Source organism: Micromonospora sp. SYSU B005 (assembly GCF_055362685.1).
The window spans coordinates 1-25,931 of the sequence record NZ_JAXCFU010000012.1; the positions used below are offsets into that span (position 1 = coordinate 1).

Genomic DNA, 25,931 nt, shown 5'->3' on the forward strand with positions numbered 1-25,931 from the left:
GCCGGCATGACCCGCCGCATCACCCGCGGCCAACCCGCACGCCGCCAAGCCCGCCGCACCTTCACCCGGACCTGATCAACCCGATCTCAAACACGCTCTTAGACGACGGGATCATGGGCAGATCCGGCTGCGTCCGCCACCTGATCGCGTCCCTATGCTCCGCGATCATGCGACGCTCACCGTCTGCCGTCGACCCGCCCTCATGGGGAGCGGGCCGCCGCCCGGCCCGCCACGTCAAGCGCACCTTGACGCACGGACGGACGCTGCCGGGACGGGCGGGGTCGGCTTTCGTGTCACGCACCGCGCACCCGGCGGACACCGCCACAGTGGCGCAGTTGACCTGACCTCGACCGGCACAGACCCGGCTCCTGGGGGTCGGGGCTGGTCATCGACGGCCACCCCTCCCCCTCCCAGGTGAGCAGTTGACCTGACCGTGAGCGGCTGCGGAGCCAGCTCCTGGACGACCGGCATACCCGTCGCGCGGGCACCGCCCCCATGCTTGGGGCTTGCCGCGCGGACCCGGCACGCGCCCTGCCTGCGCCGCGCTGCTCGGGCGCGGCGCGGCCGGCTGCCGGCGACGGACCTCCACCACTCTCAACTACCCCGTTTGCGGCGGCCCCTCCGGGCTTTCCGCTCTCCGCGCCAGCCGACGGGCGTTCTGCGTGGCCGGCGTCGAGCGCCAGCGGAGCGACGGACGCGCGCCCAGGCGGCGGCGCGTGCGGCCCGTTCAGGGCCGCCTTGATAGACGTACAGAAGTCCTCCCACACCGGCCGGCAGCCGGGTGTACGGTCTCGGGACCTGCGCGACACCTCGTGCAGGAACTGCTCCCAGTCGCTCATCACCGCGATGACGCCAGGACCACCCTGCCCACCAGCCAACGAGCCGAACGCCTACTCATCGACATCTGAATCCTTTGCCAGTACGACTCAAAGTCGGTCCTGCGCCTTGTCAGGGCGACGGGTCGACGTCGCCAATGCGAGTGACGAGCTGCTGTTCTGCCGCGTCCAGCCCGGTCCAGAGGTCGAACCACACCCGGCTGCGTGCCTGCTCACCACGGTCAAGTCCGACGACCGCGACGCTGTAGACCCCCATAGGATCTCGTGGGGTCGCGCGGGTGCATCGACCCCGATGGCGAAAGCTGCGGCCAGAGCGGCACGCGTGACGATCAGGCTGTCCGGGTCATCCGCGTCGCGTCGACCGGCGGTGAGAAAACGCGGCTCGTCCGTGATCTTCATCCACCGGACAGCCGCGCCTGGCACCTGTTCGTCGACAACCTCGGCGACCGACTCCCGGATCGTGGCAGCAGGGTCGTGCCCGAGCCACTGCAGAAAATGATCAGTGCTGAAGAGCTTGGTGAAGTCGTCCTGCAGCGGCCCGTACCTGGCGTTCGGTTGGAACTCGCCCGTGAGTTGGCCGGCGTCGTCGACCTTCCACGCACCACGGATCGCCTCTGCCGGAATATAGCCGTCCGGGTCACCGATCAGCGCCCGGTCCAGCTCTGCGACCCACCCTCCCGGCCGCCGCACCGCCTCAGCCACCAGCGCAGCCGGCGGCGTTCGCACCGGCTCCTGACCAGGCGCCGCGAATCCAACCATGATCACCAGCCTTGCACGTCAGCGGCCAAGGTAGCCACACGCAACCTAGATCATCTGTCAAGAAGGTACTGGGACCGGCGGTCGCGGTCCCTATCGCGCAGGCCGGTGCCCGGGTTGACGCTGGACGCGCGGTGCCAAGTCCTCGGCTCTGACGCGGTTGCCGCCTCGCTTTGCACCTGGTCCCGCAGCTCCCAGACCGCTCCCAGGGGATGCCGGGCATGGTCCACTGTTCGGGCGCGTAACACGGGGGGTGGGGTGGAATGCCTGGTACGACGCTTCTGCCCTGGCAGGCGGGTATCTGGGTGGCGGGTTGCCTCGAGCGTCTCGCACCGTACGTGCGCGCGTGCGGCACGCCACGAGCGGCGGCGTTCTATCGAGACAGCGTCGACGCGTTCTGGACGGGGCACGGCGAGCTCGCCGCGCCCGACGCGGACCGGATCGCGGCGGTAGGCGCGAAGCTCAGAGCCCTGTGCGAGGAGTACAGCGCCGAGGCGCAGATCTTCGGGGTCATAGTCAGGCCGGCCGAGGCTAGTCGGCAGGCCACTACCGAACCCATGGAACAGCTTGTCACGCGGACGGTGGACCTCTAGACGGAGCTGGGGTCCGACGACGACTCGGGAGACCGGGAGGCGCAGGCGCAGCGGGACACCCTGGCGATGACGCAGCAGCCTCCCGCGCAGGCGGCGGCCCAGATCCGGATCGTTTCCGCCCGGCTCGGCGCCGAATGGGCAGCCCGACTTGCCAACCACGGCCTGCTGAACGCCGACCCTCAGCGACCGGAGATCGTGATACCCCCGCGCGATCTGCCCTACCAGGTCGGTGACGTGGTGGCGGTGTCATGCCCGTGGACTCCTACGGTGACCACGCGCGCCGGCAAGTACTACGCGGCGGTGCGCTGGCCGTGGGCCGTGCTCGATCCCGACTCGGCGTACGGGCCGAACGGCAGCGTCGCCTTCCCCGTCGACGAATCCACCGAGCCGTGGTGGCCGTACCAGCTGCGCCCGCCGGCGGCCGAACTCGACGAGGGCGACCGGTGCGCGGTTGGCGTACCGCCGACCCGGTGCTACGTGGTGCGGTCCAACCGGTACGACCCGCCGATGGACGACGGCTTCCTGCCGAGACTGACAGCGAGCGTCGCGCTGCTGCCGGTCGGCGGCGGATACGCGGACGCGGCAGACGTGTGGCTGGAGCGTGCCGAGCCATTCGAGATGAAGCTGCTTCACCGCCCATACGGTGCGCTTCGCTCCGGTGACACCGTCGATGACGCGGACGGTCGCCTGCTGCAGTTCGTACCGCCGTTCCTGTTCTACGCCGACAATGGTCGAGTGCGGCCGGCGTGGCCACTAGCTTTGTTGACCCGGGACGGGGTCACGCCACCCCCCGGACGCGGTCGACGCCGTCGCCACCGCGACCGCCGTCGGCAGTCATGCCGACGAAATCGAGTGCTGGCTTACCTACAGTGAGGCGCCGTACACAGCCACGGCGCCGAAGAACTCTTCGACGAAACCTGAGCCGTCCACTTCAACGGTCGGACGCCCGGGCGTTGACCGAGATCAGGTGCACTGATCTGCCGTCGGTAGCTCGGTGCCGCCCGAGGTCATTTGGCGCCGGATTCAATTGGTGGGCCTGGCGGGTCGGCCTTTGCAGTTTTCCCCTTTGGGGTGGGCCGTTCAGTAGCGGCCTCAGTCAGCCAGCGGTGATCGTAGTTCAGGTGGTCCCAGCGGGACCGCAGCCACTGACGCTTGATCGCGGTAGCAGTTCGCCAAAGGTATCGCAGCCCGTCGGCGAGTTGATCTCGTCGCTGCGGCGCGAAAAGCCCTGGAAGCTGGTGACAGAGGTCGGCGATCATATTGGCGTGCTCACGACGTCGGTCGAGTGCGTCCGCCGAACGGGCATCCAGCAGTGGCGCAGTGAGAAACCGGATCTCCAGGAAGCCCAGATGGAGCAGGTCCGCCGTCGCCGCCTCCATCGCAGCCTGGGGCGGCTGATCCGACTCCATGACAACCTCCTCTGACGAGGCGAACAGGATGCCTCACGCCGTCCGCTTCTGCCGCGATTCGCGCGGTCATGCCGCGATCCGGGTGGTTGCAGTTGACGACCCCGCCCCCTGGGGAGCGGGGCGCTGTCCGGCCCGCCACGTCACCGGACCTCGATACCGTCGCCGGCCTCGCCCGCGGGTCCGCCGCGCTGGTCCGCCACCAGAGCACCGAGCAGCACCTCGACACCTGGATCAACCGCGCCCGCCACGCCGGATGCCCCGAATCCGCGGCTTCGCCACCAGCCTGGATCACCGCAACACCCCCCGGACAGCTCTCGGCGCCTGCTCCGCCGGCGAAACCGGATGGCAACGTGTGGCGGTGCCCGCGCATCATGACCGGGTGGACGCCCGACGAGCGATCGCTCTGATCGATGACCTTCGGTCATTCGTCGATGGCCGCCGCGCGGAGGTGGCCCGTACGAGCGCTGCCGGAGTCGAGCTCCTTACCCGCTACCGAGATGGCCGGCTGGACGAGCTGTGGCTGGACCACGACCTGGGCGGCGACGACACCATCTGGCCGGTGATAGAGGTCCTGGAACAGGCCGCCTTCGACGACCGCCCCTTCAACATCAGTGTGGTCGTCGTCCATTCCGCCAACCCGGGCGGTGCCGCGAGAACCGCGCTTGTCCTGAGGCACTGGGTTTACCGGGTCCGCGTCGCGTCGGGTTGCTCAGACGTCGGCTACGACAAAGGTCCCCCGGCGAGCTGATCGATCCGGCTACGCCGTCGCGTACAGTCGTTCTTCATCTGCGGCGGATCCGGAACACTTATCGAGCCCTGGATCTCAGCTACCGACCCATCCAACCTGCGTGCCGGGTTACGCGAGCATGCCGGGTTACGCGGGCAGCACCGCGGTCGACGCACAGTTCGCTGGTCTCGTGATCGATCCAGTAGCTCTGCCCGGTGCCGATGAACGTGGGCTGCCGCAGGTAGAACCAGCGATCCACCACGTTGACGAGGATCAGCCGGTCGGCAGTCACGCGCTCAACCATCCCGCATCTCCCTCAAGCGCCATCGCACCGCACCTACTTGGTCAGCGTACGCCGACCTACAGCCCCCGAGGTGAACGCTTCTCGGCGTGAGTAGACGTCCCCGACTCTGTGGAGCGGGTTTTCGAGGCTGATGCATTCGGAAACGCCGAAGAGGTCACCGCCCAGGAAGCGCTGGTCAGCGCGTTGCTGGTGGGATTCGAGTCTCAGCTCCCACGAGCCTTACCAGCGCCACCAGGACGGCATTCAGAGCCGCATGCCGATACGACATGACGCCCGGGAACCGCATCAGCGGGACCGAGGACGACAGTCGGCATGATCCAGGCGGGGAGCAGCTACCCCTGACCACTTCGGAGTTCTCTGGGAGGTCACGCCAAGCGCTCGCCCACATCGCCGCAGGTGAAGCCATCCGCTCTTCCCGGCATGGGTGAGCACTTCGGGTGCGGTGACCACTTCGACAACCTGCACCCGATCTGCACCCACCTGTAAGGTGCGAGCCGCCACAAGCCCTTTACCGGCCTGACCTGCGGACACTCCCCCACCAGGCGATATTGAGTGCTGTTGACTGCTGTTCACTGCCGTTGAGTGCAGTTGTGTGAAGCAGGACGCTGCACCGACTCTGACCTGCGGAAACGAGAGGGCGCAGGTCGGGGTGGGTGCAGTTGGATGCCGTTCAGGGCAGTTGGACGCTGTTCAACGCCGTTCAGTGCACCCGTCTGCTCCCATCCCGCTCCCCCAATCTCGGCACGACACAGCCGGCGGCTGCCCGGCTGGCACGATCCAGACCTCGCGAACCCCCGATCTCCGGCGCGGAGAGCGCGTCTGCTCAGCAGGATCGATACCCTGAGGCGCCGTGCACGGTCGGCGGCATGAGCGCGCACCTGATCGTGCTCTGCGGGGTTCTGTCGGGCGTTCTCGGACCCGGGTCGATAACGGCTGCCGACCAGGAGAACGCGTTCCTGGATTGGGCTCACTAGTCGTGGTAATGGGGGTCGGCGGCTTCCTTGCGGGCCCAGTCGCGCATGGTGCGGTAGTGCTCGACGGTATGCCACGGTTGCTTGCGGACGAAGTCGCTGCCGATGGCGTCGTAGAGGGTGCAGGCCTGCTTGAAGTACCGGCCGTAGGTCAGCGCGAAGGCGAAATAGTTCCAGAGGATCGGTGTCAGGGTTGTGGTCTCGTAGTCGTCATGCCAGAACGACTGCTCGGCCGCGTCGTAGGTCTCCGACGCAACGTCCGGGCGCTGGTAGTACCGGTTTTCACCATTCTCGCCCTCCCAGCGGAAGTTGCGATGCACCTTCATGATTAATAAGGGGACGTCGGTGGCGGGGCAGGCCGCGGTTCGCTCCCGGGCGAACCGGAAGGCTTCGTCCCAGCTGCCGCCCCACTTGGGCAACAGGCAGTCGAGCATTTCCTCGTGCCCGAACAGATGTGACGGATCGATTTCGATAAGTCGATTGAATCGCCGCCAGCGCTCCACGGTCGGTAGCTGAAGGTACCGGCTCAGGGCGATCTTGTAGCGCCACGCGTCGGCCAGTGCCGGATGGCGGTCCAAGGCCTGATCGAGGAGATTTTCGGCGAGTTCGAGGCGCTGGAACCAGACGGGCCAGGCCTCCTTGGGCACGGTGTTGGCCCAGCCGTCGCCGCGGGCTTCGCCGGCCCAGGAGATCGCGCGGGCGCCGCCGATGAGTAGCGGCAGCGGATCATCCGGCTGGGCCCGTATCGGTCCGTCGATCCACTCCTCGACACCAGGGGTAGCGGCAGCCACCGCTACGTAGTACATGAAATGCTCTTTATCGGCCGCCGCGAGGATCCTGCGGGCCGCGCCCCACTCCCGATCCAGCAGCGCCTCGTTCAAAAGTTCTGACTCGTCGTCGAGGAAGCCGCTGATCGCCAACTCGTCGCCCGAAAGCTCCTGCTTTTTCTTGAAGAACCGCACAGCGATGCAGGGTAGTGGATCTCTCGCGCGTAGCGGATCATGCTTTCGGCCGCTGCCCGGCGGGACAAGGGTCTGCAGCAGCGCCCTGCGCCATCCGCTCATCGGCATGAGCGGATGTCGTCGGCCTATGAAGCGGAGCCGCCGGTGCTGACGCTTTCGGGCGCGCCGAAGATGTCACCGCCCAGGAAGCCCTGGTCAGATGGCTGCCAGTGGGATTCGAGTCTCAACTGCGGGAAGCCCCACCAACTCCGCTATGGCGGGTCTAGAGCCGCACGCCGATGCTGGTTCGTCGCGGCGACTGGCTTCGGCGGGGCGGGCGGCGGGCCCGGGACGACAAGACGGCAGTAGGCAGGCGGAGAGCAGCCAAGGCTGACCACTTCGGTGTTCTCTGGGAAGTCACGCCTATCCAGTCGTCTGTACCGCCGCAGGTCAGAGCACCCGACTCGGCGCGATCTCGATGAGCACTTCGGGCGCGGTGACCACTTCGCCAACGTGCACCCAATCTGCACCCACCTGCAAGGCATCAACGCTTCCGAGGGCCTTACTGATTTGACCTGCAGACACTCTCCTACCAGGAGACATAGAGTGCCGTTGACTGCTGTTCAGTGCCGTTGAGTGCAGTTGTGTGAAGCAGGACGCCGCACCGACTCTGACCTGCGGAAACGAGAAGCCGCAGGCAGGGGTGGGTGCAGTTGCGCACCGTTGGGTGCCGTTCGGTGCGGTTGAGGGCCGTTCAGTGCACCCTGTTGCTCCCAACCTGCTCCCCCAATCCCGGGCCCGTGACCGGGTTGCTGCAGCCAGGCTGGAACGGCGTCCTACAGGTCGTTCGTCAGACATCGTGGCCGCTTGCCCGAGCGGCCTTGGCTGGCGTCGGCGCCGGTTAGCCGCGCCCCGCGTACCGCTCAGACCACCGCCGGCTGGGCTTCGGTCGCCACCCTGCCGACCAGCACGATCCGCTGCGGGTCGAGCAGGAGGCAGCACGTGACGAGCCAACGGGCCAGTTCGTCGACGCGCTGGCGAAACTGCTCGCCGGGCGTCCAGATCGCCTCGGTCGTGACCAGCGAGCCGTACACCGGCAACCGGATCGAGGTCAAGATCCCGTTCAGCGTGCTGCCCGACAACATCTACTCCGGAGGACGGGGGCGCGCCGGTCAGAGCGTCGCAAGCACCCCGGCCAGAACGACCAGGCAGCACCCGATCTCGATCATCCCGACCTGCACAGGGCGCAGTCGGCGTGCCGGCAGCAGCGCGGCCCGGAGCAGGAGCAGCAGGAAGACCGGACCGAGCAGCACATCCAGCAGCCAGACCACGGCGGCCAGGCCGAGCGCGTGGTATCCGATGGAGAGACGGAGGAAGCGACTGTCACCGCGTTGCCGGATCATCGTCTTGACATAGAGGACAGTGCCGAACAAGTAGAGCAGGAGCACTGCGAAGGCCGGGGTGACCCGGGTGACGGACACACCGGCGATGGTCGCCGCGACGAAGACCAGCAGGCAGCTCTGCCCCACCGAGGCCAAGTCGTTGAGCAGTGCCCGTTCCCGGCGATGCCAGGCGTATCCGGCGTTGACCGCCAGCAGCGCGGCGTAGCCCGGGGCGTACCAGAGGACGGCGGGCCGGGCGAGCGCTACAGTCGCCGCGAGCGGCGCCGCCAACAGGCCGTACACCAGCAGCTGGGGGGTAAAGCGGCTCGGCCGACGGCTCTTGATCGCCTGGAAAGCGTAATACGACAGCAGGTAGCCGGTCAGCCAGGCGCCGAGCAGCGGCAGGTGCGGCCAGCGCGGGCCGGCCAAGGCCACCCCCACGGTGTACGGCAGCAGGAGCATCGCCCACGCGCCGTGCTGGGGTGGGACGAACTGGCGCACGCGGCGGCGGCGCGTTACCGGGCGGTCGGCTACGACAGCGGTGTTCATGGTGGTCACCGGACCTCGAACAGGCCACGGGCGCCGCGCTCGGCGTCGACCATGGCGTGACTGACGAACGGGTAGTGCCCGGCTGCGGGGAAGACCGTCTCCACGAAGCCGCCGCCGGCCGGGGTGAGGGACAGCACCTGTGCTCCACCGGGGTCGGTCGGCCGGTTCTCCCAGTGCCCCTCCCGGTAGACGGTGTCCAACTGGGCGCCGACGATGTGGAACGAGCTGTCTCGGTTGGGGCCGGCGTCGAGCAACCAGACTCGGACCCGTTCACCGGCCCGGGCGGGCAGCGGACGGTGCGCGTACTGGGCGGGGTAGCCGTTGAAGACGACGGCGTCGGGGCGCTCCGCCTGCATCGCGGCCAGGTCGCCGGGCTCGCCGTCCGGGCCGAGGTAGAGCTCGGACTGGACGAGCACGAACTCGCGATCGACGCGGGGCAGGTCGGGCGGGTCGACGATGACCGCACCGTACATCCCGTTGCCGATGTGGTGCAGCATCGGCATGGTCGAGCAGTGGTACATCCAGATGCCGGCGCGGGTCGCGGTGAACCGGTAGGTCAGCCGCTGCCCGGGGTCGATCGGGCGCATCACCTCGTCCGGGGCGACGGCACCGGCGTGGAAGTCGATGCCGTGGTCCAGGGTGCCGTCGTTGACCAGGGTGATCTCGAAGGTGTCGCCGACTCGGCCGCGCAACACCGGGCCGGGCACGGTTCCGTCGAAGGTCCACAGCCGCTGCCGTACCCCGGGCGCGACCTCCCGGACGACTTCCCGGACGTGCAGCTCACGCCGGTGCAGCCGGCCGGGCGGCACGGGCGGAGCGGTGGCGTCCCGGGCGACGAAGGCCGCGCCAGGGTCGGCCATGGCATCGAGGCGCGGCCTCGTTCCCTCCGTCGCCGCGGCCGTCCCTGTCGGAGCGGCCACAGTGGCCCCCGTCGGGACGATCCGCAGTGTCATGCCGGCCTGCCGGTGGGCGGGCAGGGAGCACCAGCCCTCCACCGTCGCCCCGATCACGCCGGCGTCCAGCCGGGCGTCGCCGCCCCGCGTCAGCAGCGGTGTCTTCGCCCCGGAGGCCAGGACGAGGTCGTGGCGGCGGTTGTCCCGGTTGGTCAGCTCGATGACCAGTCGATCACCCCGGGGCACGTCGATCCGGTCGGGGTGGAAACGCATGCCGTCGGCGACCACGGTGACCGTGGTGGTGTGCCCGGTCGGGGTGACGGCGGTGGCGGCGGCGGGGACGGGCGCGTCACCGGAGACGCGTTGGGCGGCGACCCCGACGAGGACGGCGACGAGGACGAGGGCGAGACCCGCGGCTGCTCCGCCGAGCGGGCGGGGCACGGGGGCGTCGGTGCGCGCGGACACGGGTTACCTCCGGGCGGTGAGCAGGACCCGCACGGCCGGCACGAGGAACTGCACCAGCGCGGCGAGGATCAGCAGTGAGGTGGTGATGCGGACGAACGGCGGGGTGGGCAGGACGAGGACCAGCAGGGCGGCGTTGGTCATCGCGACGCGCTGCGGGCCGTGCCGCTCCAGCAGCGCGGCGCGGCGGCGCACCGGCGCGGGTCCGCCGCCGAGCACCACGGGCAGCAGGTGGGTCAGGGCTCCGACGAGGACCTGGGCGACGAAGCCGACCAGCAGCGGGAGCAGCACCGCACCGAAGCGGTCGGCCGCGCCGGCCGGGTCCGCAGCGGGCAGCAGCGTCGCGGCGTCCACAGCGAGAGCGACCATCAGCCAGCCGCCGGCCGCGGCGAGCGACCAGGACGCGAACGCGTACGGGGGGCGAGTGCGCGCGACGGCCAGCGCGGGGCGCAGGGCGACCAGCGCGCCGAGGGCGAACAGGCTCAGCCCGGCCGCGGTGACGAGCCGCCACCAGGCGAGCAGGCCGACGCCCAGCAGGACCAGTCCGGTCGTCGCCACCGGCAGCGCGACGGTGGCGGCTCGGACCGCACCGTCGGCCATCCGGGTACGCAGCACGGTGGGCCAGAGTGTCAGCAGTGTCCCGAGGACGGTCAGCGTCACCCAACCGAGCAGGTTCACGTGGGCGTGGAACAGCAGCAGCCGGGGGCGCAGCGGGTCGTCGATCACCAGCATCCCGGCGCCGACCGGCACGCCGGCGAGCAGGGCCACGGTCGCCGCCAGGTAGTAGCGGACCGTGACGGAGAACCGGGCCGGCAGGGCGCGGCGCAGCCGGCGGGTGAGCGCGACGAGGTGGGCGGTCACCGCGACGAAGACCAGCGTGGCGCCCGCCACGCCCAGCCAGGGGCGGTCGGCCGTGCCGCCGGTCAGGACCGCCAGGACGCCCACGTTGAGCGCGGCCAGCCGGGCCGCCTCGGCGCGGCGGCGGTCCGGGGCGGGAGCACGCAGCACGGCGGCGGCGAAGTGGGCGCTCCACACCACGACGGCGTTGCTGACCGCACCGAGCAGCAGCAGGTGGATGGCCGTCCAGTGCCACGCGGGGAGGAACGGATGGACGAAGGCGAACACGACCAGCCCGGCCAGGTAGGCCAACGGCAGCGCAGCGACCCGGCGGTGCCAGCCGGCCCGCCGAAGGCCCGCCGCCACGGCCGGAGCGGTCACCGGGCCGGGGGCCGGGGCGGCGGGACCGGCCGACGCGACTGCCGAGACGGTCGGCCCGGGCCTCGGGCCCGAGGGCGCGGTCGGGGCGGAGTCGCCGCGGGTGCCGGCCATCACCGCACCGCCGGCACGACCGGCGGGACGACCGCCGTCCGGGTCCGCCGCCGGGCGGCGCGGACCAACGCGGCCACCACTCCGCCGACGAAACCGAGCACCGCCAGGACGTTGCCGACGCCGCCCCAGCGCCACCCGGCCGGCACGCCGAGCACGTCGCCGACCAGGACCCGGATCGTCAGGGTGGTGTGCAGCAGGGCGAGCGGGGCGTACAGCCACGGTCCGTAGGGCAGTGGGCGGCGAAGCACAGCCGGCAGGATCACTGGAGCGTGCGCGAAGATCATCGACATGGTGAAGCCCAGGAAGACCAGGTGCAGGGTGGCGTCGTAACGGGAGCCGCCGGTGACCGGCCCGGCGCCGGCCCACAGCAGGCCGGCCAGCGCCAGCCAGGCGTACCCGGTGAGCAGGCCGACCGCGACGTAGCGGGGGAGGCCGACGGCGCGCACCGTGCGGCGGGCGACGTCGCAGACCACCAGCCAGGCCACCGTCGCGAGCAGGCCGACCCCGAAGAGGTACGCCCCGACGGCCGGCCAGAGCGCGGCGGCGGTGGCGCCGGCGGTCAGCGTGCCGAGGGCGGCGAGGAACCAGCCGACGCCGTGCCGGGGCAGCGTGAGGTGAGCGAGTTCCAGACGCTCCCCGGCGATGGTGGCCACCACGAAGGTGGCCAGCCAGGGCACGATCTCCGGCACGCTGAGGCCGGCGAGCCAGAGCAGGGTAGCGGCGTACCAGCTCAGCGCGCCGGTGACCTGGGCCAGCAGCGCCGGGGCGGGCTGCCGCCACCACAGCCGCTGGTAGATCAGCAGCAGCAGCACCGAGGCGAGCATGAGCAGCAGCCGGCCGGGCAGGCTCGGCCCGGTCAGCACCAGCAGCACCGCCCCGGCGCCGGAGCAGGCGGGTGCGAGCAGGGCCCACCGGGTGCCGAGGGCCACCGCGCGTTCCAGCGCCACCAGGGTGCCGACGAAGCCCAGCACCATCAGCGGGCCGTGCACCTGCTCCAGTGGGACGTGAGGCGCGGGCATCGGCAGGCCGAGCAGCAGCAGGGCGGCGTAGAGACCGCTCACCAGGGCGAAGCCGCCCGCGGCGAGGACGGGGAGACGCCATCGTACGGCGACCGGCCGTGGGTTCATGCCGGCTCTTCGGTGATGTTCGGCAGGGCCAGCCGCACCACGCAGGCGTCGGGTGCGCCGAAGGGTTCGAGCACGGCGCCGGCCGGTGAGGCACCGGCGTGTTCGAGCGTGCCGCGGACCACGCCGACGTGCAGGGCGCAGATCGCGTCGGGGTTGCGGTTGACCAGTTCCAGGAAGGGACAGGTGTGCAGGTGGATCTCGGTCGCCCCGTCGGCCGTCCGGTGTCGGCGGGGATTGAAGCCCAGCCCGCGCAGGACGTCGAGCAGCGTCTCGACGGGCTCCCTGCCGGGCGGGGTGGCGGCGGCGAGGTGGCGTCCCCAGGCCTGGCCGGCGCGGGTGGCCTCCGCCCGGACGTCTCCGTGGCCACGCCGCGACAGGTGGTCGAGCAGGGCGGCGGCGAGTGCCCGGTAGGGCGCGGGGGCCGGGGCCTCCGCGACGGCCCGGTAGCGCCACGCCGGCCGTCCGGGCTGGCCCCCACTGGCCCGCGCCTTGACCAACAGTCCGGCGTCGACCAGGCGGTCGAGGTGGGCGCGGGCGGTGGACAGGTGCAGGCCCGTCCGTTCCCCCACCTCGGCGATCGTCATGCCGACGCCGGCGGCGCGCACGAACTCCAGGATCGAGGCCCGGCTGGCGGTGCCGAGGGCCCGGTGGCGTTGCGGGTCGATGGTCTCGCCGGCCGGCCCTGTTCTCGGGGTTTCCACGTTAGATAACGTTACAACGTCGTTCACCCGCAAAACCCTGGAGGGCTCCATGTCCGCCTCACGCTCCCCGGCCGACCACGAGGCCGCGCAGGCCGTCGTCCGGCACCACGCCCAGCTCGCCGCCGACCTCGACCGGCACGTCGGAAACCTGCTGACCGCGGCCGACCAGGGTGACGCCGCCGGGGCGCTCCGGCACCGCGACGAACTGCTCCGATGGCTCCGCGACGAACTGCTGCCGCACGCGCACGCCGAGGAGGAATCCCTCTACGCCGCCGCCGGTGAGCGGGCCGAGGGTGAGCTGCTGGTCCGGGGCATGCTCGACGAGCACCAGGCGATCACCGGCCTGGTCGCCGAGCTGGAGACCGGCAACCGGCCGGTACGCCTCGCCGGCACCGCGCGCGCCCTCGCCGCGCTCTTCGCCGTCCACCTGGCCAAGGAGAACGACCTGGTCGTCCCGCTGCTGGTGGACGCGGCCGACGTCTCGCTGGCGAAGTTGCTGGAGGGGATGCACGATCTGCTCGGCTCCTCGGAAGTCTCGAATGGCGGCGGTTGCGGCGGGGGTGGCTGCGGCTGCGGTGGTGATCGGGCACCGGCCGACGCGCCGGCCCCGACCCTGACCATCGATCCCCGGCTGGACGTCCGGCAGCTCCCGCACGACCAGCGCCACGCGCGGGTGCTGGCGGCGCTGGAGGCGCTGCCGGCCGGTGGAGCGCTGGTGCTGGTCGCCCCGCACGCACCCCGCCCGCTGCTGGCCGAGGTCGCAGCCCGCTACGGCGACGGCATGACCAGCGAGTGGCTGCAGGACGGGCCGGACGTGTGGCAGATCCGGCTCTCCCGCCGGCCGGTGACGGTCTGAGCAGTCTGTCGGTGCCAGGGCGGTGGGGATCAGGGCCCGCCGTCCCGGCGTACCGGGCCGTCCGGCCCTGCTGACGGGGGTTGCCGGTGCGCACGATGGAGTCGCCCACCCTCGTGGTCAGGAGACGAAGTGTGCAACTACTGCGGCTGTCGGGAGTTCCCGCTGATCGGCCGGCTCTCGGCCGAGCACGAGGCGATCGCGAACGCGGCCGGCCGGCTGCGCGGCGCGGTGCGGGCCTCCGGCCCGGACGCCCTGGTGGCGCTGGACGCGCTGCTGGCGCTGCTGATGCCGCACACCTCCACCGAGGAGGACGGCCTCTTCGTGGAGCTGCGGGCCGAGGGCAGCCTGGCCGGGGCGGTGGCGAAGCTCTGCGCGGAGCACGACGACATCCACGGCGTGCTCGGCGGCGTCGACCGGGCCGACCCGGACTGGCCCGCAGTGCTGGCCGCCCTGGACCGGCTCCACCGGCACATCGACAACGAGGAGCACGGTCTCTTCCCGGCCGCGGTGATCGCGCTGCCGATCCCGGCCTGGGACCGGATCACCCCGGCGGAGGCGGCGGCCAGGTGAGCCGGCCCGGATGTCGGCCGCTGCCGACGCCGCCCCGCGGCCACCGGCGGTGCGCCTCGGTGGTCTTGACCGGCACGGTCTCGCCGAGGTCGTAGAGGGCGTCGAGCACGTCCTCGGTCTGCCCGCGTCGCGGCCGCCCAGCGCGGCGCCCCACCCGGCCGGCACCAGGAAGAACACGCTCCACAGTGGCCCCCGGTCCCGGACCTGCCCGGCGAGCGCCTCGCGGGTGAGGGTGGGCGTCCCGGACGGTGACGCCGAGACGGCCGGGCCCCGCTCCGTGCCCTGCCGGTGACCGCCCGACCGGGCCCGAAGTCCCGCCACGGACCCGCAGGTACAAAGCCGATGATCTCGGGACCTTCGGCCCGGTTTCCCGAGGTTGTACGTCGGCACCATGGCCAGGACGCCCTCGCTCGGGGTTGCGCTCCGGCGCATCTGTCGAGAACGTGGGGCAGTACGGCCATCTATCGAAGGAATGAGGCGTATGTCGCGAGCCACCGATAGTGCGGGGCGGGCGCTGCTGGCGGTGGGCGGCCTGGTACGCCGGGCCGAGGTCTCCGCCGACGGCCGGACATTGCACCAGATCGGCGGCCGGGAGGCGGACGCCTTCTACCGGGACCGCTGGTCCTACGACAAGGTGGTGCGCTCCACGCACGGGGTGAACTGCACCGGCTCGTGCTCCTGGAAGGTGTACGTCAAGGACGGCATCATCACCTGGGAGCAGCAGCAGACCGACTACCCGAGCGTCGGGCCGGACCGGCCGGAGTACGAGCCTCGGGGCTGCCCCCGGGGTGCCGCCTTCTCCTGGTACACCTACTCCCCCACCCGGGTGCGCTACCCGTACGCGCGGGGCGTGCTGGTGGAGATGTACCGGGAGGCCAGGGGCCGCCTCGGTGATCCGGTGGCCGCGTGGGCGGACATCCAGGGCGACCCGGAACGACGCCGCCGCTACCAGAAGGCCCGCGGCAAGGGCGGCCTGGTGCGGATCACCTGGGACGAGGCGCAGGAGATGGTCGCCGCCGCGCACGTGCACGCGATCGCCGAGTACGGCCCGGACCGGGTCGCCGGCTTCTCCCCCATCCCGGCCATGTCGATGGTGTCGCACGCCGTCGGCGCCCGGTTCCTGTCCCTGCTCGGCGGCTCGATGCTGTCGTTCTACGACTGGTACGCCGACCTGCCGGTGGCCTCCCCGCAGGTCTTCGGCGACCAGACCGACGTGCCCGAGTCCGGGGACTGGTGGGACGCCTCCTACTTCGTCATGTGGGGCTCCAACGTCCCGGTGACCCGCACGCCGGACGCACACTGGATGGCCGAGGCGCGCTACCGGGGGCAGAAGGTCGTGGTGGTCAGCCCCGACTTCGCCGACAACGTCAAGTTCGCCGACGAGTGGATGCCCGCCCAGCCGGGCACCGACGGCGCCCTGGCGATGGCGATGGGGCACGTCATCCTCAAGGAGTTCTTCGTCGACCGGCGCACCCCACGCTTCGTCGACTACGTCCGCAGGTTCACCGACCTGCCGTTCCTGGTCACCCTGGAGCCGGGTGCCGACGGGGCGTACCGGCCGGGCAAGTTCCTCACCGCCGACGACCTGGGCGAGACGGACAAGGAGGCGGCCTTCCGGACGGTGCTCTGGGACTCGGCCACCGACGCTCCCGCCGTGCCGCGGGGCAGCCTCGGCCACCGTTGGGGCGAGCAGCAGGGCCAGTGGAACCTGGACCTGGGCGACCTGGAGCCGGCGCTGACCTGCCTCGGGGCGGGCGACGCGGTGGAGGTGGAGCTGCCTCGGTTCGACACCGACACCCCGCAGGCGCTGCGCCGGGGCGTGCCGACCCGCACGGTGCGGGGCCAGTTGGTGACCAGCGTCTTCGACCTGGTGCTGGCCCAGTACGGGGTGGGCCGCGACGGCCTGCCGGGCCAGTGGCCGACCGGGTACGACGACGTCGAGGCGCCGTACACGCCGGCGTGGCAGGAGCCGGTCACCGGGGTGCCGGCGGCGCAGGTGGCCCGGGTCGCGCGGGAGTTCGCCGACAACGCGGACCGCTCCGGCGGACGGTCGATGATCCTGCTCGGCGCCGGCACGAACCACTGGTTCCACTCCGACGCCACCTACCGGGCGATCCTGGCGCTGGTCACCCTCACCGGCTGCCAGGGGGTCAACGGCGGCGGCTGGGCGCACTACGTGGGGCAGGAGAAGTGCCGCCCGGCGACCGGCTGGGCCCAGCTCGCGTTCGGCCTGGACTGGGTCCGCCCGCCCCGGCAGATGATCGGCACCGCCTTCTGGTACGTGCACACCGACCAGTGGCGCTACGACACCTACTCCGCCGACGTGGTCTCCTCCCCCACCGGCACCGGCGCGTTCGCCGGCAAGCACACCATGGACCTGCTGGCCCAGTCGGCCCGCTCGGGGTGGATGCCGTCGATGCCCACCTTCGACCGCAGCCCGCTCGACCTGGCCGACGAGGCTCTCGCCGCCCGGCCGGACGACCCGGCGGGCTGGGTGGCCGAGCGGCTCGGCGAGGGCGACGTGACGTTCGCCTGCACCGACCCGGACGCGCCGGAGAACTGGCCACGGGTGCTGACCGTCTGGCGGGCCAACCTGCTCGGCTCGTCGGCCAAGGGCAACGAGTACTTCCTGCGGCACCTGCTCGGCACCGACGCGAACCTGCGCGCCGAGGAGGCGCCGGAGGAGTTGCGGCCCAAGGACGTGACCTGGCGGGAGGAGGCCCCGGAGGGCAAGCTCGACCTGCTGCTGAGCCTGGACTTCCGGATGACCTCCACGACGCTCTTCTCCGACATCGTGCTGCCCGCCGCCACCTGGTACGAGAAGCACGACCTGAGCAGTACCGACATGCACCCGTTCGTGCACGCCTTCACCCCGGCGATCAACCCGCCGTGGCAGACCCGGACCGACTTCGACGCCTTCCACGGCATCGCGAAGGCGTTCTCCACGCTCGCCGGGCCGCGGCTGGGCGTACGCAAGGACCTGGTCGCGGCGCCGCTGCTGCACGACACCCCGGACGCGATGGCGACCCCGCACGGCCGGGTCCGCGACTGGGCGGCGACCGGGGAGACCCCGGTGCCGGGCCGGACCATGCCGAAACTGGTGGTGGTCGAGAGGGACTACGGCGCGATCGCCGACAAGATGGCCGCGCTCGGGCCGCTGATGGACACCCTCGGCACCACCGGCAAGGGCTTCTCGGTCGACGTGCGGCCGGAGGTCGAGTATCTGCGCCACAAGAACGGTGAGGTGCGCGGCGGCGCCGCGGACGGGCGGCCGTCGCTGGCGAAGGACACGCACGCCTGCGAGGCGATCCTGGCGCTGTCGGGCACCACCAACGGGCGGGTCGCCACCGCGGGCTTCCGGGACGTGGAGAAGCGCACCGGGGTACGCCTGGCGGACCTGGCGGCCGAGCACGAGGGCAAGCAGATCACCTTCGCCGACACCCAGTCCCGCCCGGTGCCGGTGATCACCAGCCCGGAGTGGTCGGGCAGCGAGCACGGCGGCCGGCGCTACTCCCCGTTCACCATCAACACCGAGCGGCTCAAGCCCTGGCACACGCTCACCGGCCGGCAGCACTTCTTCCTCGACCACGACTGGATGCACGAGGCCGGCGAGGCGCTGCCGATCTTCCGGCCGCCGTTGGACATGCACAAGCTCTTCGGCGAACCGCGACTCGGCCGCAACGGGGAGCTGGAGATCACCGTCCGCTACCTCACCCCGCACTCGAAATGGTCCATCCACTCCGAGTACCAGGACAACCTGATCATGCTCACGCTGTCCCGGGGCGGACCGACGATGTGGATGAGCGAGGCCGACGCGGCGAAGATCGGCGTCCGGGACAACGAGTGGATCGAGGCGGTCAACCGCAACGGCGTGGTGGTCTGCCGGGCCGTGGTGACGCACAAGATGCCCGAGGGCACGGTCTACATGTACCACGCCCAGGAACGGGTGATCGACGTGCCCAAGTCGGAGACCAACGGCCGGCGCGGCGGCATCCACAACTCGCTGACCCGGCTGCTGGTCAAGCCCACCCACCTCATCGGCGGGTACGCGCAGCTGTCCTTCGCGTTCAACTACCTCGGCCCGACCGGCAACCAACGCGACGAGGTCACCGTGATCCGCCGCCGTTCCCAGGAGGTGCAGTACTGATGCGGGTCATGGCACAGATGGCGATGGTGATGAACCTCGACAAGTGCATCGGCTGCCACACCTGCTCGGTCACCTGCAAGCAGGCGTGGACCAACCGCTCCGGCGTCGAGTACGTCTGGTTCAACAACGTGGAGACCCGCCCCGGGCAGGGCTACCCGCGCACCTACGAGAACCAGGAGCGCTGGCAGGGCGGCTGGGTGCGGACCCGCTCCGGCAAGCTCAAGCCACGCTCCGGTGGCCGGGTGAAGAAGATGTTCAGCATCTTCGCCAACCCGAAGCTGCCATCCATGCAGGACTACTACGAGCCGTGGACGTACGACTACGAGCACCTGATCAACGCGCCGGTCGGCGAGGACACCCCGGTGGCCCGGCCGAAGTCGCTGCTCACCGGCCAGGATACGAAGATCACCTGGAGCGCCAACTGGGACGACTCGCTCGCCGGCGGCAACGAGATCGCCGCCGGTGACCCGGTGCTGGCGAAGGTCTCCGGCCAGGTGAAGCAGGAGTTCGAGAAGACCTTCATGTTCTTCCTGCCGCGCATCTGTGAGCACTGCCTCAACCCGTCCTGCGCTGCCTCCTGCCCGTCGGGGGCGATCTACAAGCGGGCCGAGGACGGCATCGTGCTGGTCGACCAGGACCGCTGCCGGGGCTGGCGGATGTGCGTGACCGGCTGCCCCTACAAGAAGGTCTACTTCAACCACCGCACCGGCAAGGCCGAGAAGTGCACCTTCTGCTTCCCGCGCATCGAGATCGGCCAGCCCACCATCTGCTCCGAGACCTGCGTGGGGCGGCTGCGCTACCTCGGGCTGATGCTCTACGACGCCGACCGCGTCGCCGAGGCCGCCGCCATCGCCGACGAACACGACCTGTACGACGCGCAGCGGTCGGTCTTCCTCGACCCGCACGACCCGGCCGTGGTCGACGCCGCCCGCGAGGCCGGCATCCCGGACGACTGGATCGACTCCGCGCAGCGCTCGCCGATCTGGGACCTGATCATGCGCTACGAGGTGGCGCTGCCGCTGCACCCGGAGTACCGGACCATGCCGATGGTCTGGTACATCCCGCCGCTGTCGCCGGTGGCCGACGTGCTGCGCGAGACCGGCCACGACGCGGAGGAGGCCGGCAACCTCTTCGGGGCCATCGACGCGCTGCGGATCCCGGTGGAGTACCTCGCCGAGCTCTTCACGGCCGGCGACCCGGAGCCGGTGCGCGGGGTGCTGAACCGGCTCGCCGCGATGCGCGCCTACCAGCGCCGGATCAACCTGGGCGAGGAGCGCGACGAGTCCATCGCCGCCGCGGTCGGCATGACCGGCGCGGAGATGGACGAGATGTACCGGCTGCTCGCCATCGCCAAGTACGAGCAGCGGTACGTCATCCCCGCCGCGCACGCCGAGGACGCGCACCGGCTGGAGAAGATCGCCACCGAGTGCAGCCTCGATTACGAGGGCGGCCCCGGGATGGGCGGCGGCGGCCCGTACGGCCAGGGGCCCTTCGGGGAGTCCTCCGGCACGCCGGTGCCGGTCCAGGTGGAGACCTTCCACATGCTGCGCGACCGGCAGACCGCGGAGGGCTTCACCGATCCGGGCGACGAACCCCGCCGGGTCAACCTGCTCAACTGGGACGGCAAGGGCAGCCCGAAGGGCCTCTTCCCGCCCCGCAGCCACGAATCCGCACCCGTCGACGGAGGTAACCGGTGAGCCAGCCGACCTGGCGGGCGGTGGCCGCCCGCGCGGCGTCCCTGCTGCTGCGCTATCCCGAAGAGGAAGTCCTCGCCGCGCTGCCCACCGTGCGGGCCGCGCTCGCCGGCCTGCCGGCCGAGGTCGCCCGGCCGCTGCGCGAGGTGGTCGCCCACCGGGAAGTCGCCGCGCCGGTCGACCTGCGGACCGCCTACGTGGAGGTGTTCGACTTCCGGCGCCGCTGCTGCCTGCACCTGACCTACTACACCTGCGGCGACACCCGTCGCCGGGGTGAGGCGCTGGTCGACTTCGCCGCCGCGTACAAGGCGGCCGGACTGACCGTCGTCGACGGCGAGCTGCCCGACTTCCTGCCCGCTGTCCTCGACCTGGCCGCCGCCGACGAGGACGGGTGGCGGCTGCTGCGGGAGAACCGCGTCGGCCTCGACCTGCTGGTCGAGGCGCTGGCGCGGGAGAAGTCGGTGTACCGGCAGGCCGTCGCCGCCGTCCGGGAGATGCTGCCGCCCGCCCAGCCCGGGGACATCGCCGCCGCCGCCCGGCTGGCCCGCATCGGGCCGCCGGTGGAGCAGGTCGGACTCGAACCATTCGGACTGGTCGACACGACTGGAGGACGCCGATGAACATCCTGCTGTGGGTGGTGTACCCGTACCTGTCGATCGCGATCCTCGTCGGCGGCCTGATCTGGCGCCACCGCTACGACAAGTTCGGCTGGACGACCCGATCCTCCCAGCTCTACGAGAGCAGCATCCTGCGGTGGGGCAGCCCACTGTTCCACTTCGGAGTACTCATGGTCCTGATCGGACACATCGGTGGCCTGTTGGTCCCGAAGTCCTGGACCGAGGCGGTCGGCGTCACCGAGCACACCTACCACCTCATGGCCGTGTTCATCGGCACGGTAGCCGGCTTCTGCACCCTGATCGGGCTGGGCATCCTGATCGCCCGCCGCCGGTTGACCGGGCCGGTCTTCGCCGCCACCACCCGCAACGACAAGGCGATGTACGTGGTGCTGGCGGGGGTGATCGTGCTGGGCCTCTGGGCCACGGTGCGGGCCAACGTCGCTGGCCCCGGCTACGACTACCGGGAGACCATCTCCCCGTGGTTCCGGTCGCTGTTCTACCTCCGCCCGGATCCGGGGATCATGGCCGACGTCCCGGTGGGCTTCCAGATCCACATCCTGGCCGCCTTCGCGCTCTTCGCGTTCTGGCCGTTCACCCGCCTCGTCCATGCGTTCAGCGCCCCGGTCGGCTATGCCACCCGCCCCTACGTCGTCTATCGCAGCCGCGACGACCGGCCCGGACTGCGGCCGACCCGCCCCGGATGGGAGGGGCCGCCCCGGCTGCCCACCCCGCGCGGCGGTCGGACCCGCTCGCGCCGGTGACCACCGCCGCCTCGACCGCCCGGAGACCACCACCGGCTGCCTCCGGGCGGACGGCAGCCCGACGTCCCGGCAGGGAGGAACCACCGGTGACCATCGCACCGCACCACACCGACAGTCACCATTCGTCCCGACCCGCGACGGAGTGGGCCGCGGCGCGGGCGCTGGCCCACCGGCTCCCCGCTCCCCTGCCCGCGGAGTCGGTACCGCTGGCCTCCGCCGCCGGCCGGACCCTCGCGGCGCCACTGGTCGCGGCGGTCCCGCTGCCCGGGTTCGACAACTCCGCGATGGACGGATACGCGGTGCGCGGTCCGGGCCCGTGGCGGGTGGTCGGCCGGATCCTGGCCGGACGCACCCACGCCGTCGCGCCCCTGGTCGAGGGGACCGCCGTAGAGGTGGCCACCGGCGCTCCCGTCCCGGCCCGGGCGGACCGGGTCGTGCCCTACGAGATCGCCGACCGGATCGGTGACGTCCTGCGGGCGGTGCCGGGCGACCGTCGGCACATCCGGAGCGCGGGCGAGTACGCCGCCCGCGGTCAGGAACTGGTGCCGACGGGTTCGCCGGTCACGCCGGCGGTGCTGGGGCTGGCCGCGAGCGTCGGCCTCGACCACCTCACCGTCCGGGCCCGACCCCGGGCCCGCCTGGTGATCAGCGGCGACGAGGTGATCCACGCCGGCCGTCCCCCGTGGGGCAGGGTCCGGGACGCGATCGGCCCGATGCTGACCCCGCTGCTGTCCGCCTGGGGAGCGGACCTCCTGGGTCCTCGAATGATCGGCGACCAGCCCGACTGGTTCGCCGAGGCGATCGCGGACAGCACGCGAGAGGCAGACGTGACGGTCGTCTGCGGGGCGTCCTCCGTCGGCCCGGCGGACGGGCTGCACGCGTCGCTGCGGCACCTCGGGGCCGTGGCGCACGTGGACGGGGTGCGGTGCCGGCCCGGGCACCCACAGGTCCTGGCCCAGGCCGGGGCCCAGTGGATCGTCGGCCTGCCGGGCAACCCGTACGCGGCGCTGGTCGCCGCGCTCACCCTGATCGACCCGCTGCTCACCGGGCTGGCCGGACGGCCGCCGGCCGATCTGGACACCGCCGTCCTCACCGATCCGTTGCGCCTCGACGAGCGGAACACCCGGATCGTGCCGGTCCGGCGCGGCGCGCGGGGCGTGCGGCTGGTCGACGGGGCGCACCCGGGATACCTGGGCGCGGCGGCGGACGCCGACGCGCTGGCCGTGGTGCCGCCCGGTTGGCGTCCCGGCACCCCGGTCGGTCTGCTCACCCTGCCGTGACAGGTGGGGACGTCCTCCTGGCCGGGTCTTCCGGCCCTGCCGGGGTGGGTTGGCTCGAGCGAGGCTCGTACCGGTGAAGCGGACCGCCGCATTCCCCTTTGACGCCGCGACAGCAGCACGACGATCCTGACGGAGTTGAACGATGACCAGCATCCGTGACCAAGCCGGGTCCACCGCCCCGGTCGGGCGTCCCGAGGCCACCTCCGGCGCCGCCCTCCAGCTAGCCGTGGCCACCCTCGGCTTCCTGGTGAACTTCTGGGCATGGGCCCTGCTCGGTCCGCTGGGCCCCGGCATCAAGGAACGGCTGGGGCTCGGCTTCGCCGCGCAGTCCCTGCTCGTCGCGGTGCCGGTGATCGTGGGCTCGCTGGGCCGCATCCCGGTCGGCGCGCTCACCGACCGGTACGGGGCCCGGGTAGTCTTCCCGCTGGTCACCGTCGCCACCATCGTGCCGGTGCTGACCCTCACCACGGTCTCCTCCTACCCGGCGCTGATCGTGACCGGCTTCTTCCTCGGCATCGGCGGCACCGCCTTCGCCGTCGGCGTCCCGCTGGTGTCCGGCTGGTATCCGCCGGCCCGGCGCGGCTTCGCCATCGGCGTGTTCGGTGTCGGCATGGGTGGCACCGCGATCGCCAACTTCACCACCGTCCGGCTGGCCGACACCTACGGGGAGCGGGCCCCGTTCCTGCTGGTCGCGGCGATCCTGGCGGCGTACGCGGTGCTGTCGTTCTTGCTGCTGCGCGACGCGCCGGGCCCGGCCCGGCCCACCGGGTCGGCCTGGCAGCGGCTCGCCGGCGTCGCCCGGCTGACCGTCACCTGGCAGCTGTGCTTCCTGTACGCGGTCGGGTTCGGCGGGTTCGTGGCCTTCAGCGTGTACCTGCCGGCGTACCTGCGCACCGCCTACGGGCTCAATGCCGCGGACGGTGCGCTCCGGACCGCCGGGTTCGTCGTGCTCGCCGTGCTGGCCCGCCCGGCGGGCGGCTGGCTCTCCGACCGGCTGCACCCCGTGCCGGTGCTGGTGTGGTGCTTCGCCGGGGTGGCCGGGTTCGCCGTCGTGCAGGCCTTCCAGCCGGCCCTGATGCCGGTCGCCACGGTCGCGCTGCTCGGCATGGCGGTGCTGCTCGGCGCAGCCAGCGGCGCGGTGTTCGCCTTGGTCGGCAAGGTCGCCCCCGCCGACCAGGTGGGCGCGGTCACCGGGCTGGTCGGGGCCGCCGGCGGGCTCGGCGGGTTCGTGCCACCTCTGGTCATGGGCTGGGTGTACGGGTCGCAGGGCTCCTACGCCATCGGGCTGATGCTGCTCTCCGACGTGGCGCTGGCCGCCGCGGTGTTCACCGCGGTAAAGATGGGAGGCCTGGCCCGCCGCGCCGGTTGACGGTCTCGGTGCGGGCTGACCGGTGCCGGGTCTGGCCACTGACCGCTTCGTCAGGGCCGGGTCCGTCGAATGAACGGTGTGACCCGGGTCGTCGACGACGTGGCCATGGCCCACACCGGGCATCATGTGCTGGAACCCGCAACCCGTACGTCTTCCGCGGCCTCATCTACTGCGCCGCCTGCGACCGTCGCATGCAGGGCCAGTACAACCACGGCGACGCCTACTACCGCTGCCGCTTCCCGCAGGAGTACGCCCTCGCCAACCAGATCCCCCATCCCCGCAACGCACATCGGCGGACAACCCTTGCGTAACGGCTTCCAATGGGCCGACCTGACCAGCTGATCCCGATCGCCCTCACCACGCCGACGCTGTCGGTCGATGCACTGGAGCGTACGGTCGCGGGCATCGGCTCCGCCGCGGCCCGCGCCGTCAGCCGGACGGAGACGGCGTGGCGGCCTCCGAAGCAGGGCGAGTTCCCGGCCATTTCGTCCGGGAACTGGCCGGTCTGCGCGGACGAGCCCGAGGGCGAGGTCGGCCAGCAGGTCCCGCCTGCGACGGCCTCCTGGTCATGTCTGCTGGGCCGGGCGCGGGGTACGACCAGAGCCGGCCCGCCTCGGTTCAGGCCGCCACAGCCAGGAGCGAAACTGAGCCGTTCCCACTCCCGGCCCCGCGGGCACGGCAAGCCCGAGGGGGACGCCAGCAGGCTGCGACCCACCGGCCGCCGCCCGGTAGATGTCGAGACGATACCCACTGGGTAGGCTCCGAGATCGGCGCGGTGGTTGACAGTGGCACTGAGGGACAGGGCCGCCGTCAGCAGGGATGAAGGGCGGGCCCCGGGGGGGGCGGCCTTGTTCTCAGGGTTGGCTCGACGGGACCGGAGCGGATGCAACTGTGAAAGGCAACCAGCGGACTGGCGATGCGAGCGCTGCCGCATCCACGCTGGACCTGAACCCGCTTCAGAGTCGGCAGAGCCTACGCGAGGACGTAGCGCACGCCCTGCGCGCGGCTATCGTGGCTGGCAGCTTGAGGCCGGATTCGACCTACTCCGTCCCGATGCTTGCCGGACGCTTCGGCGTCTCGCCCACGCCGGTTCGCGAAGCGATCCTCGACCTGGCCAAGGAGGGCTTGGTCTCGATCGTCAAAAACAAGGGGTTCCGCGTCAAGGCCCTCAGTGAGCGGGATCTGGACGAAATCACTCAGATTCGGGAGCTTCTCGAGATTCCGGTGGTGGCCGACCAGACAGGCAGACTGTCGGAACCGCAGGTGCGGGAACTGCGGAGGTTGGCGGACAACATCGTTTCTGCTGCCGGACGTGGGGACCTGGTGGCGTACATCGAATCGGACAACGCCTTCCACCTGACACTGTTGCGTGCCGCCGGGAATCAACGGCTGGTCGAGACGGTTGCCGACCTGCGCAATCACACCCGTTTGTACGGTCTCGACGCGCTGGTGGAAAGTGGAGGGCTGGTCGACTCCGCGAACGAGCATCTCGAGTTGATCGAGCTCATCGCCGGGGGTGACCGTGAGGCCGTGGTCGGCCTGATGCGGCACCACTTGCGGCACGTCCGAGGCATCTGGGCGGCCCGTCGTGAAGACTAGGACCAACGTGCTCTGTTAGCACGTCCGCCATGCCGGCTGCCGCCCCCGACCGCCAGCA

The 25,931-nt window shown here is 71.3% G+C and carries 24 protein-coding genes; 13 read left to right on the top strand and 11 right to left on the bottom strand.

Going from position 1 to position 25,931, the window contains the following annotated elements; translation table 11 throughout:
• Nucleotides 1–926: 926 nt before the first annotated feature.
• Nucleotides 927–1,595, bottom strand: a complete 669-nt coding sequence (locus SM452_RS23695; RefSeq protein ID WP_396884520.1) for a hypothetical protein — start codon at nt 1,593–1,595, stop codon at nt 927–929.
• Between the two features lie 260 nt (nt 1,596–1,855).
• Here SM452_RS23695 and SM452_RS23700 point away from each other — a divergent pair, with 260 nt between their 5' ends.
• Together SM452_RS23700 and SM452_RS23705 are read left to right on the top strand one after the other, a co-directional pair.
• A complete protein-coding gene (locus tag SM452_RS23700; protein WP_396884521.1) occupies nt 1,856–2,185 on the top strand; it encodes a hypothetical protein in 330 nt (109 codons plus the stop codon).
• Between the two features lie 66 nt (nt 2,186–2,251).
• Nucleotides 2,252–3,058, top strand: coding sequence for a hypothetical protein (locus SM452_RS23705; RefSeq protein WP_396884522.1), 807 nt, complete (start codon nt 2,252–2,254; stop codon nt 3,056–3,058).
• A 134-nt stretch (nt 3,059–3,192) separates the two neighbouring features.
• Here the strand turns inward: SM452_RS23705 and SM452_RS23710 are convergent, their stop codons facing one another.
• Complete coding sequence (locus SM452_RS23710; RefSeq protein ID WP_463840723.1) at nt 3,193–3,594, bottom strand: hypothetical protein; 402 nt, start codon at nt 3,592–3,594, stop codon at nt 3,193–3,195.
• Between the two features lie 379 nt (nt 3,595–3,973).
• Here SM452_RS23710 and SM452_RS23715 point away from each other — a divergent pair, with 379 nt between their 5' ends.
• On the top strand, nt 3,974–4,342 hold the full coding sequence (locus tag SM452_RS23715) for a cyclic-phosphate processing receiver domain-containing protein (protein WP_463840724.1): 369 nt from the start codon (nt 3,974–3,976) through the stop codon (nt 4,340–4,342).
• Nucleotides 4,343–4,421: 79 nt separating this feature from the next.
• On the opposite strand, the gene SM452_RS23720 is transcribed toward SM452_RS23715, so the two are convergent.
• The 8 genes from SM452_RS23720 to SM452_RS23755 form a co-directional block, all read right to left on the bottom strand.
• The gene (locus SM452_RS23720) at nt 4,422–4,625 is read right to left on the bottom strand and encodes a hypothetical protein (RefSeq protein WP_396884528.1); all 204 of its coding nucleotides are present in this window, start codon (nt 4,623–4,625) and stop codon (nt 4,422–4,424) included.
• A gap of 970 nt (nt 4,626–5,595) precedes the next feature.
• Nucleotides 5,596–6,558, bottom strand: a complete 963-nt coding sequence (locus tag SM452_RS23725) for a hypothetical protein (protein WP_194803540.1) — start codon at nt 6,556–6,558, stop codon at nt 5,596–5,598.
• A gap of 902 nt (nt 6,559–7,460) precedes the next feature.
• Nucleotides 7,461–7,679, bottom strand: coding sequence for a hypothetical protein (locus SM452_RS23730; protein WP_181726745.1), 219 nt, complete (start codon nt 7,677–7,679; stop codon nt 7,461–7,463).
• 30 nt (nt 7,680–7,709) lie between these two features.
• Nucleotides 7,710–8,468 (bottom strand): YwiC-like family protein, encoded by a 759-nt coding sequence (locus SM452_RS23735; RefSeq protein WP_128138805.1) that lies wholly within the window; start codon nt 8,466–8,468, stop codon nt 7,710–7,712.
• A 5-nt stretch (nt 8,469–8,473) separates the two neighbouring features.
• Complete coding sequence (locus SM452_RS23740) at nt 8,474–9,826, bottom strand: multicopper oxidase domain-containing protein (RefSeq protein ID WP_463840725.1); 1,353 nt, start codon at nt 9,824–9,826, stop codon at nt 8,474–8,476.
• Nucleotides 9,827–9,829: 3 nt separating this feature from the next.
• Nucleotides 9,830–11,152: a hypothetical protein gene (locus SM452_RS23745; RefSeq protein ID WP_355513415.1), complete on the bottom strand. Its 1,323-nt coding sequence runs from the start codon at nt 11,150–11,152 to the stop codon at nt 9,830–9,832.
• A complete protein-coding gene (locus tag SM452_RS23750) occupies nt 11,152–12,279 on the bottom strand; it encodes a hypothetical protein (protein WP_463840726.1) in 1,128 nt (375 codons plus the stop codon). Before SM452_RS23750 ends, SM452_RS23745 begins: the two co-directional genes overlap by 1 nt.
• The gene (locus tag SM452_RS23755; protein WP_245254704.1) at nt 12,276–13,031 is read right to left on the bottom strand and encodes a helix-turn-helix transcriptional regulator; all 756 of its coding nucleotides are present in this window, start codon (nt 13,029–13,031) and stop codon (nt 12,276–12,278) included. The genes SM452_RS23750 and SM452_RS23755 overlap by 4 nt, the downstream gene beginning before the upstream one ends.
• On the opposite strand from SM452_RS23755, the gene SM452_RS23760 reads away from it, so the two are divergent.
• Both SM452_RS23760 and SM452_RS23765 read left to right on the top strand, forming a co-directional pair.
• Entirely contained in the window at nt 13,030–13,836 is an 807-nt protein-coding gene (locus tag SM452_RS23760) for a DUF2249 domain-containing protein (protein WP_355513410.1), read from the top strand. The genes SM452_RS23755 and SM452_RS23760 overlap by 2 nt on opposite strands.
• Nucleotides 13,837–13,965: 129 nt before the next feature.
• A complete protein-coding gene (locus SM452_RS23765; RefSeq protein ID WP_013287109.1) occupies nt 13,966–14,406 on the top strand; it encodes a hemerythrin domain-containing protein in 441 nt (146 codons plus the stop codon).
• Here SM452_RS23765 and SM452_RS23770 read toward each other — a convergent pair.
• Nucleotides 14,378–14,560 (bottom strand): hypothetical protein, encoded by a 183-nt coding sequence (locus SM452_RS23770; RefSeq protein ID WP_463840727.1) that lies wholly within the window; start codon nt 14,558–14,560, stop codon nt 14,378–14,380. The genes SM452_RS23765 and SM452_RS23770 overlap by 29 nt on opposite strands.
• A 327-nt stretch (nt 14,561–14,887) precedes the next feature.
• Here SM452_RS23770 and SM452_RS23775 point away from each other — a divergent pair, with 327 nt between their 5' ends.
• The 8 genes from SM452_RS23775 (at nt 14,888) to SM452_RS23810 (ending at nt 25,873) form a co-directional block, all read left to right on the top strand.
• On the top strand, nt 14,888–18,553 hold the full coding sequence (locus SM452_RS23775; RefSeq protein WP_184975873.1) for a nitrate reductase subunit alpha: 3,666 nt from the start codon (nt 14,888–14,890) through the stop codon (nt 18,551–18,553).
• Nucleotides 18,553–20,250: a nitrate reductase subunit beta gene (gene narH / locus SM452_RS23780; protein WP_209960724.1), complete on the top strand. Its 1,698-nt coding sequence runs from the start codon at nt 18,553–18,555 to the stop codon at nt 20,248–20,250. The genes SM452_RS23775 and narH overlap by 1 nt, the downstream gene beginning before the upstream one ends.
• Entirely contained in the window at nt 20,247–20,867 is a 621-nt protein-coding gene (narJ, locus tag SM452_RS23785) for a nitrate reductase molybdenum cofactor assembly chaperone (protein WP_209960722.1), read from the top strand. Before narH ends, narJ begins: the two co-directional genes overlap by 4 nt.
• Complete coding sequence (narI, locus tag SM452_RS23790; RefSeq protein WP_135240896.1) at nt 20,864–21,625, top strand: respiratory nitrate reductase subunit gamma; 762 nt, start codon at nt 20,864–20,866, stop codon at nt 21,623–21,625. Before narJ ends, narI begins: the two co-directional genes overlap by 4 nt.
• An 86-nt stretch (nt 21,626–21,711) precedes the next feature.
• Nucleotides 21,712–22,905, top strand: coding sequence for a molybdopterin molybdotransferase MoeA (locus SM452_RS23795; protein WP_280841876.1), 1,194 nt, complete (start codon nt 21,712–21,714; stop codon nt 22,903–22,905).
• Nucleotides 22,906–23,047: 142 nt separating this feature from the next.
• Nucleotides 23,048–24,274: an MFS transporter gene (locus SM452_RS23800; protein ID WP_245254702.1), complete on the top strand. Its 1,227-nt coding sequence runs from the start codon at nt 23,048–23,050 to the stop codon at nt 24,272–24,274.
• Nucleotides 24,275–24,282: 8 nt separating this feature from the next.
• Nucleotides 24,283–24,585, top strand: a complete 303-nt coding sequence (locus SM452_RS23805) for a recombinase zinc ribbon domain-containing protein (RefSeq protein ID WP_348531783.1) — start codon at nt 24,283–24,285, stop codon at nt 24,583–24,585.
• A 580-nt stretch (nt 24,586–25,165) separates the two neighbouring features.
• On the top strand, nt 25,166–25,873 hold the full coding sequence (locus tag SM452_RS23810; protein WP_082931043.1) for a GntR family transcriptional regulator: 708 nt from the start codon (nt 25,166–25,168) through the stop codon (nt 25,871–25,873).
• Nucleotides 25,874–25,931: the final 58 nt, after the last annotated feature.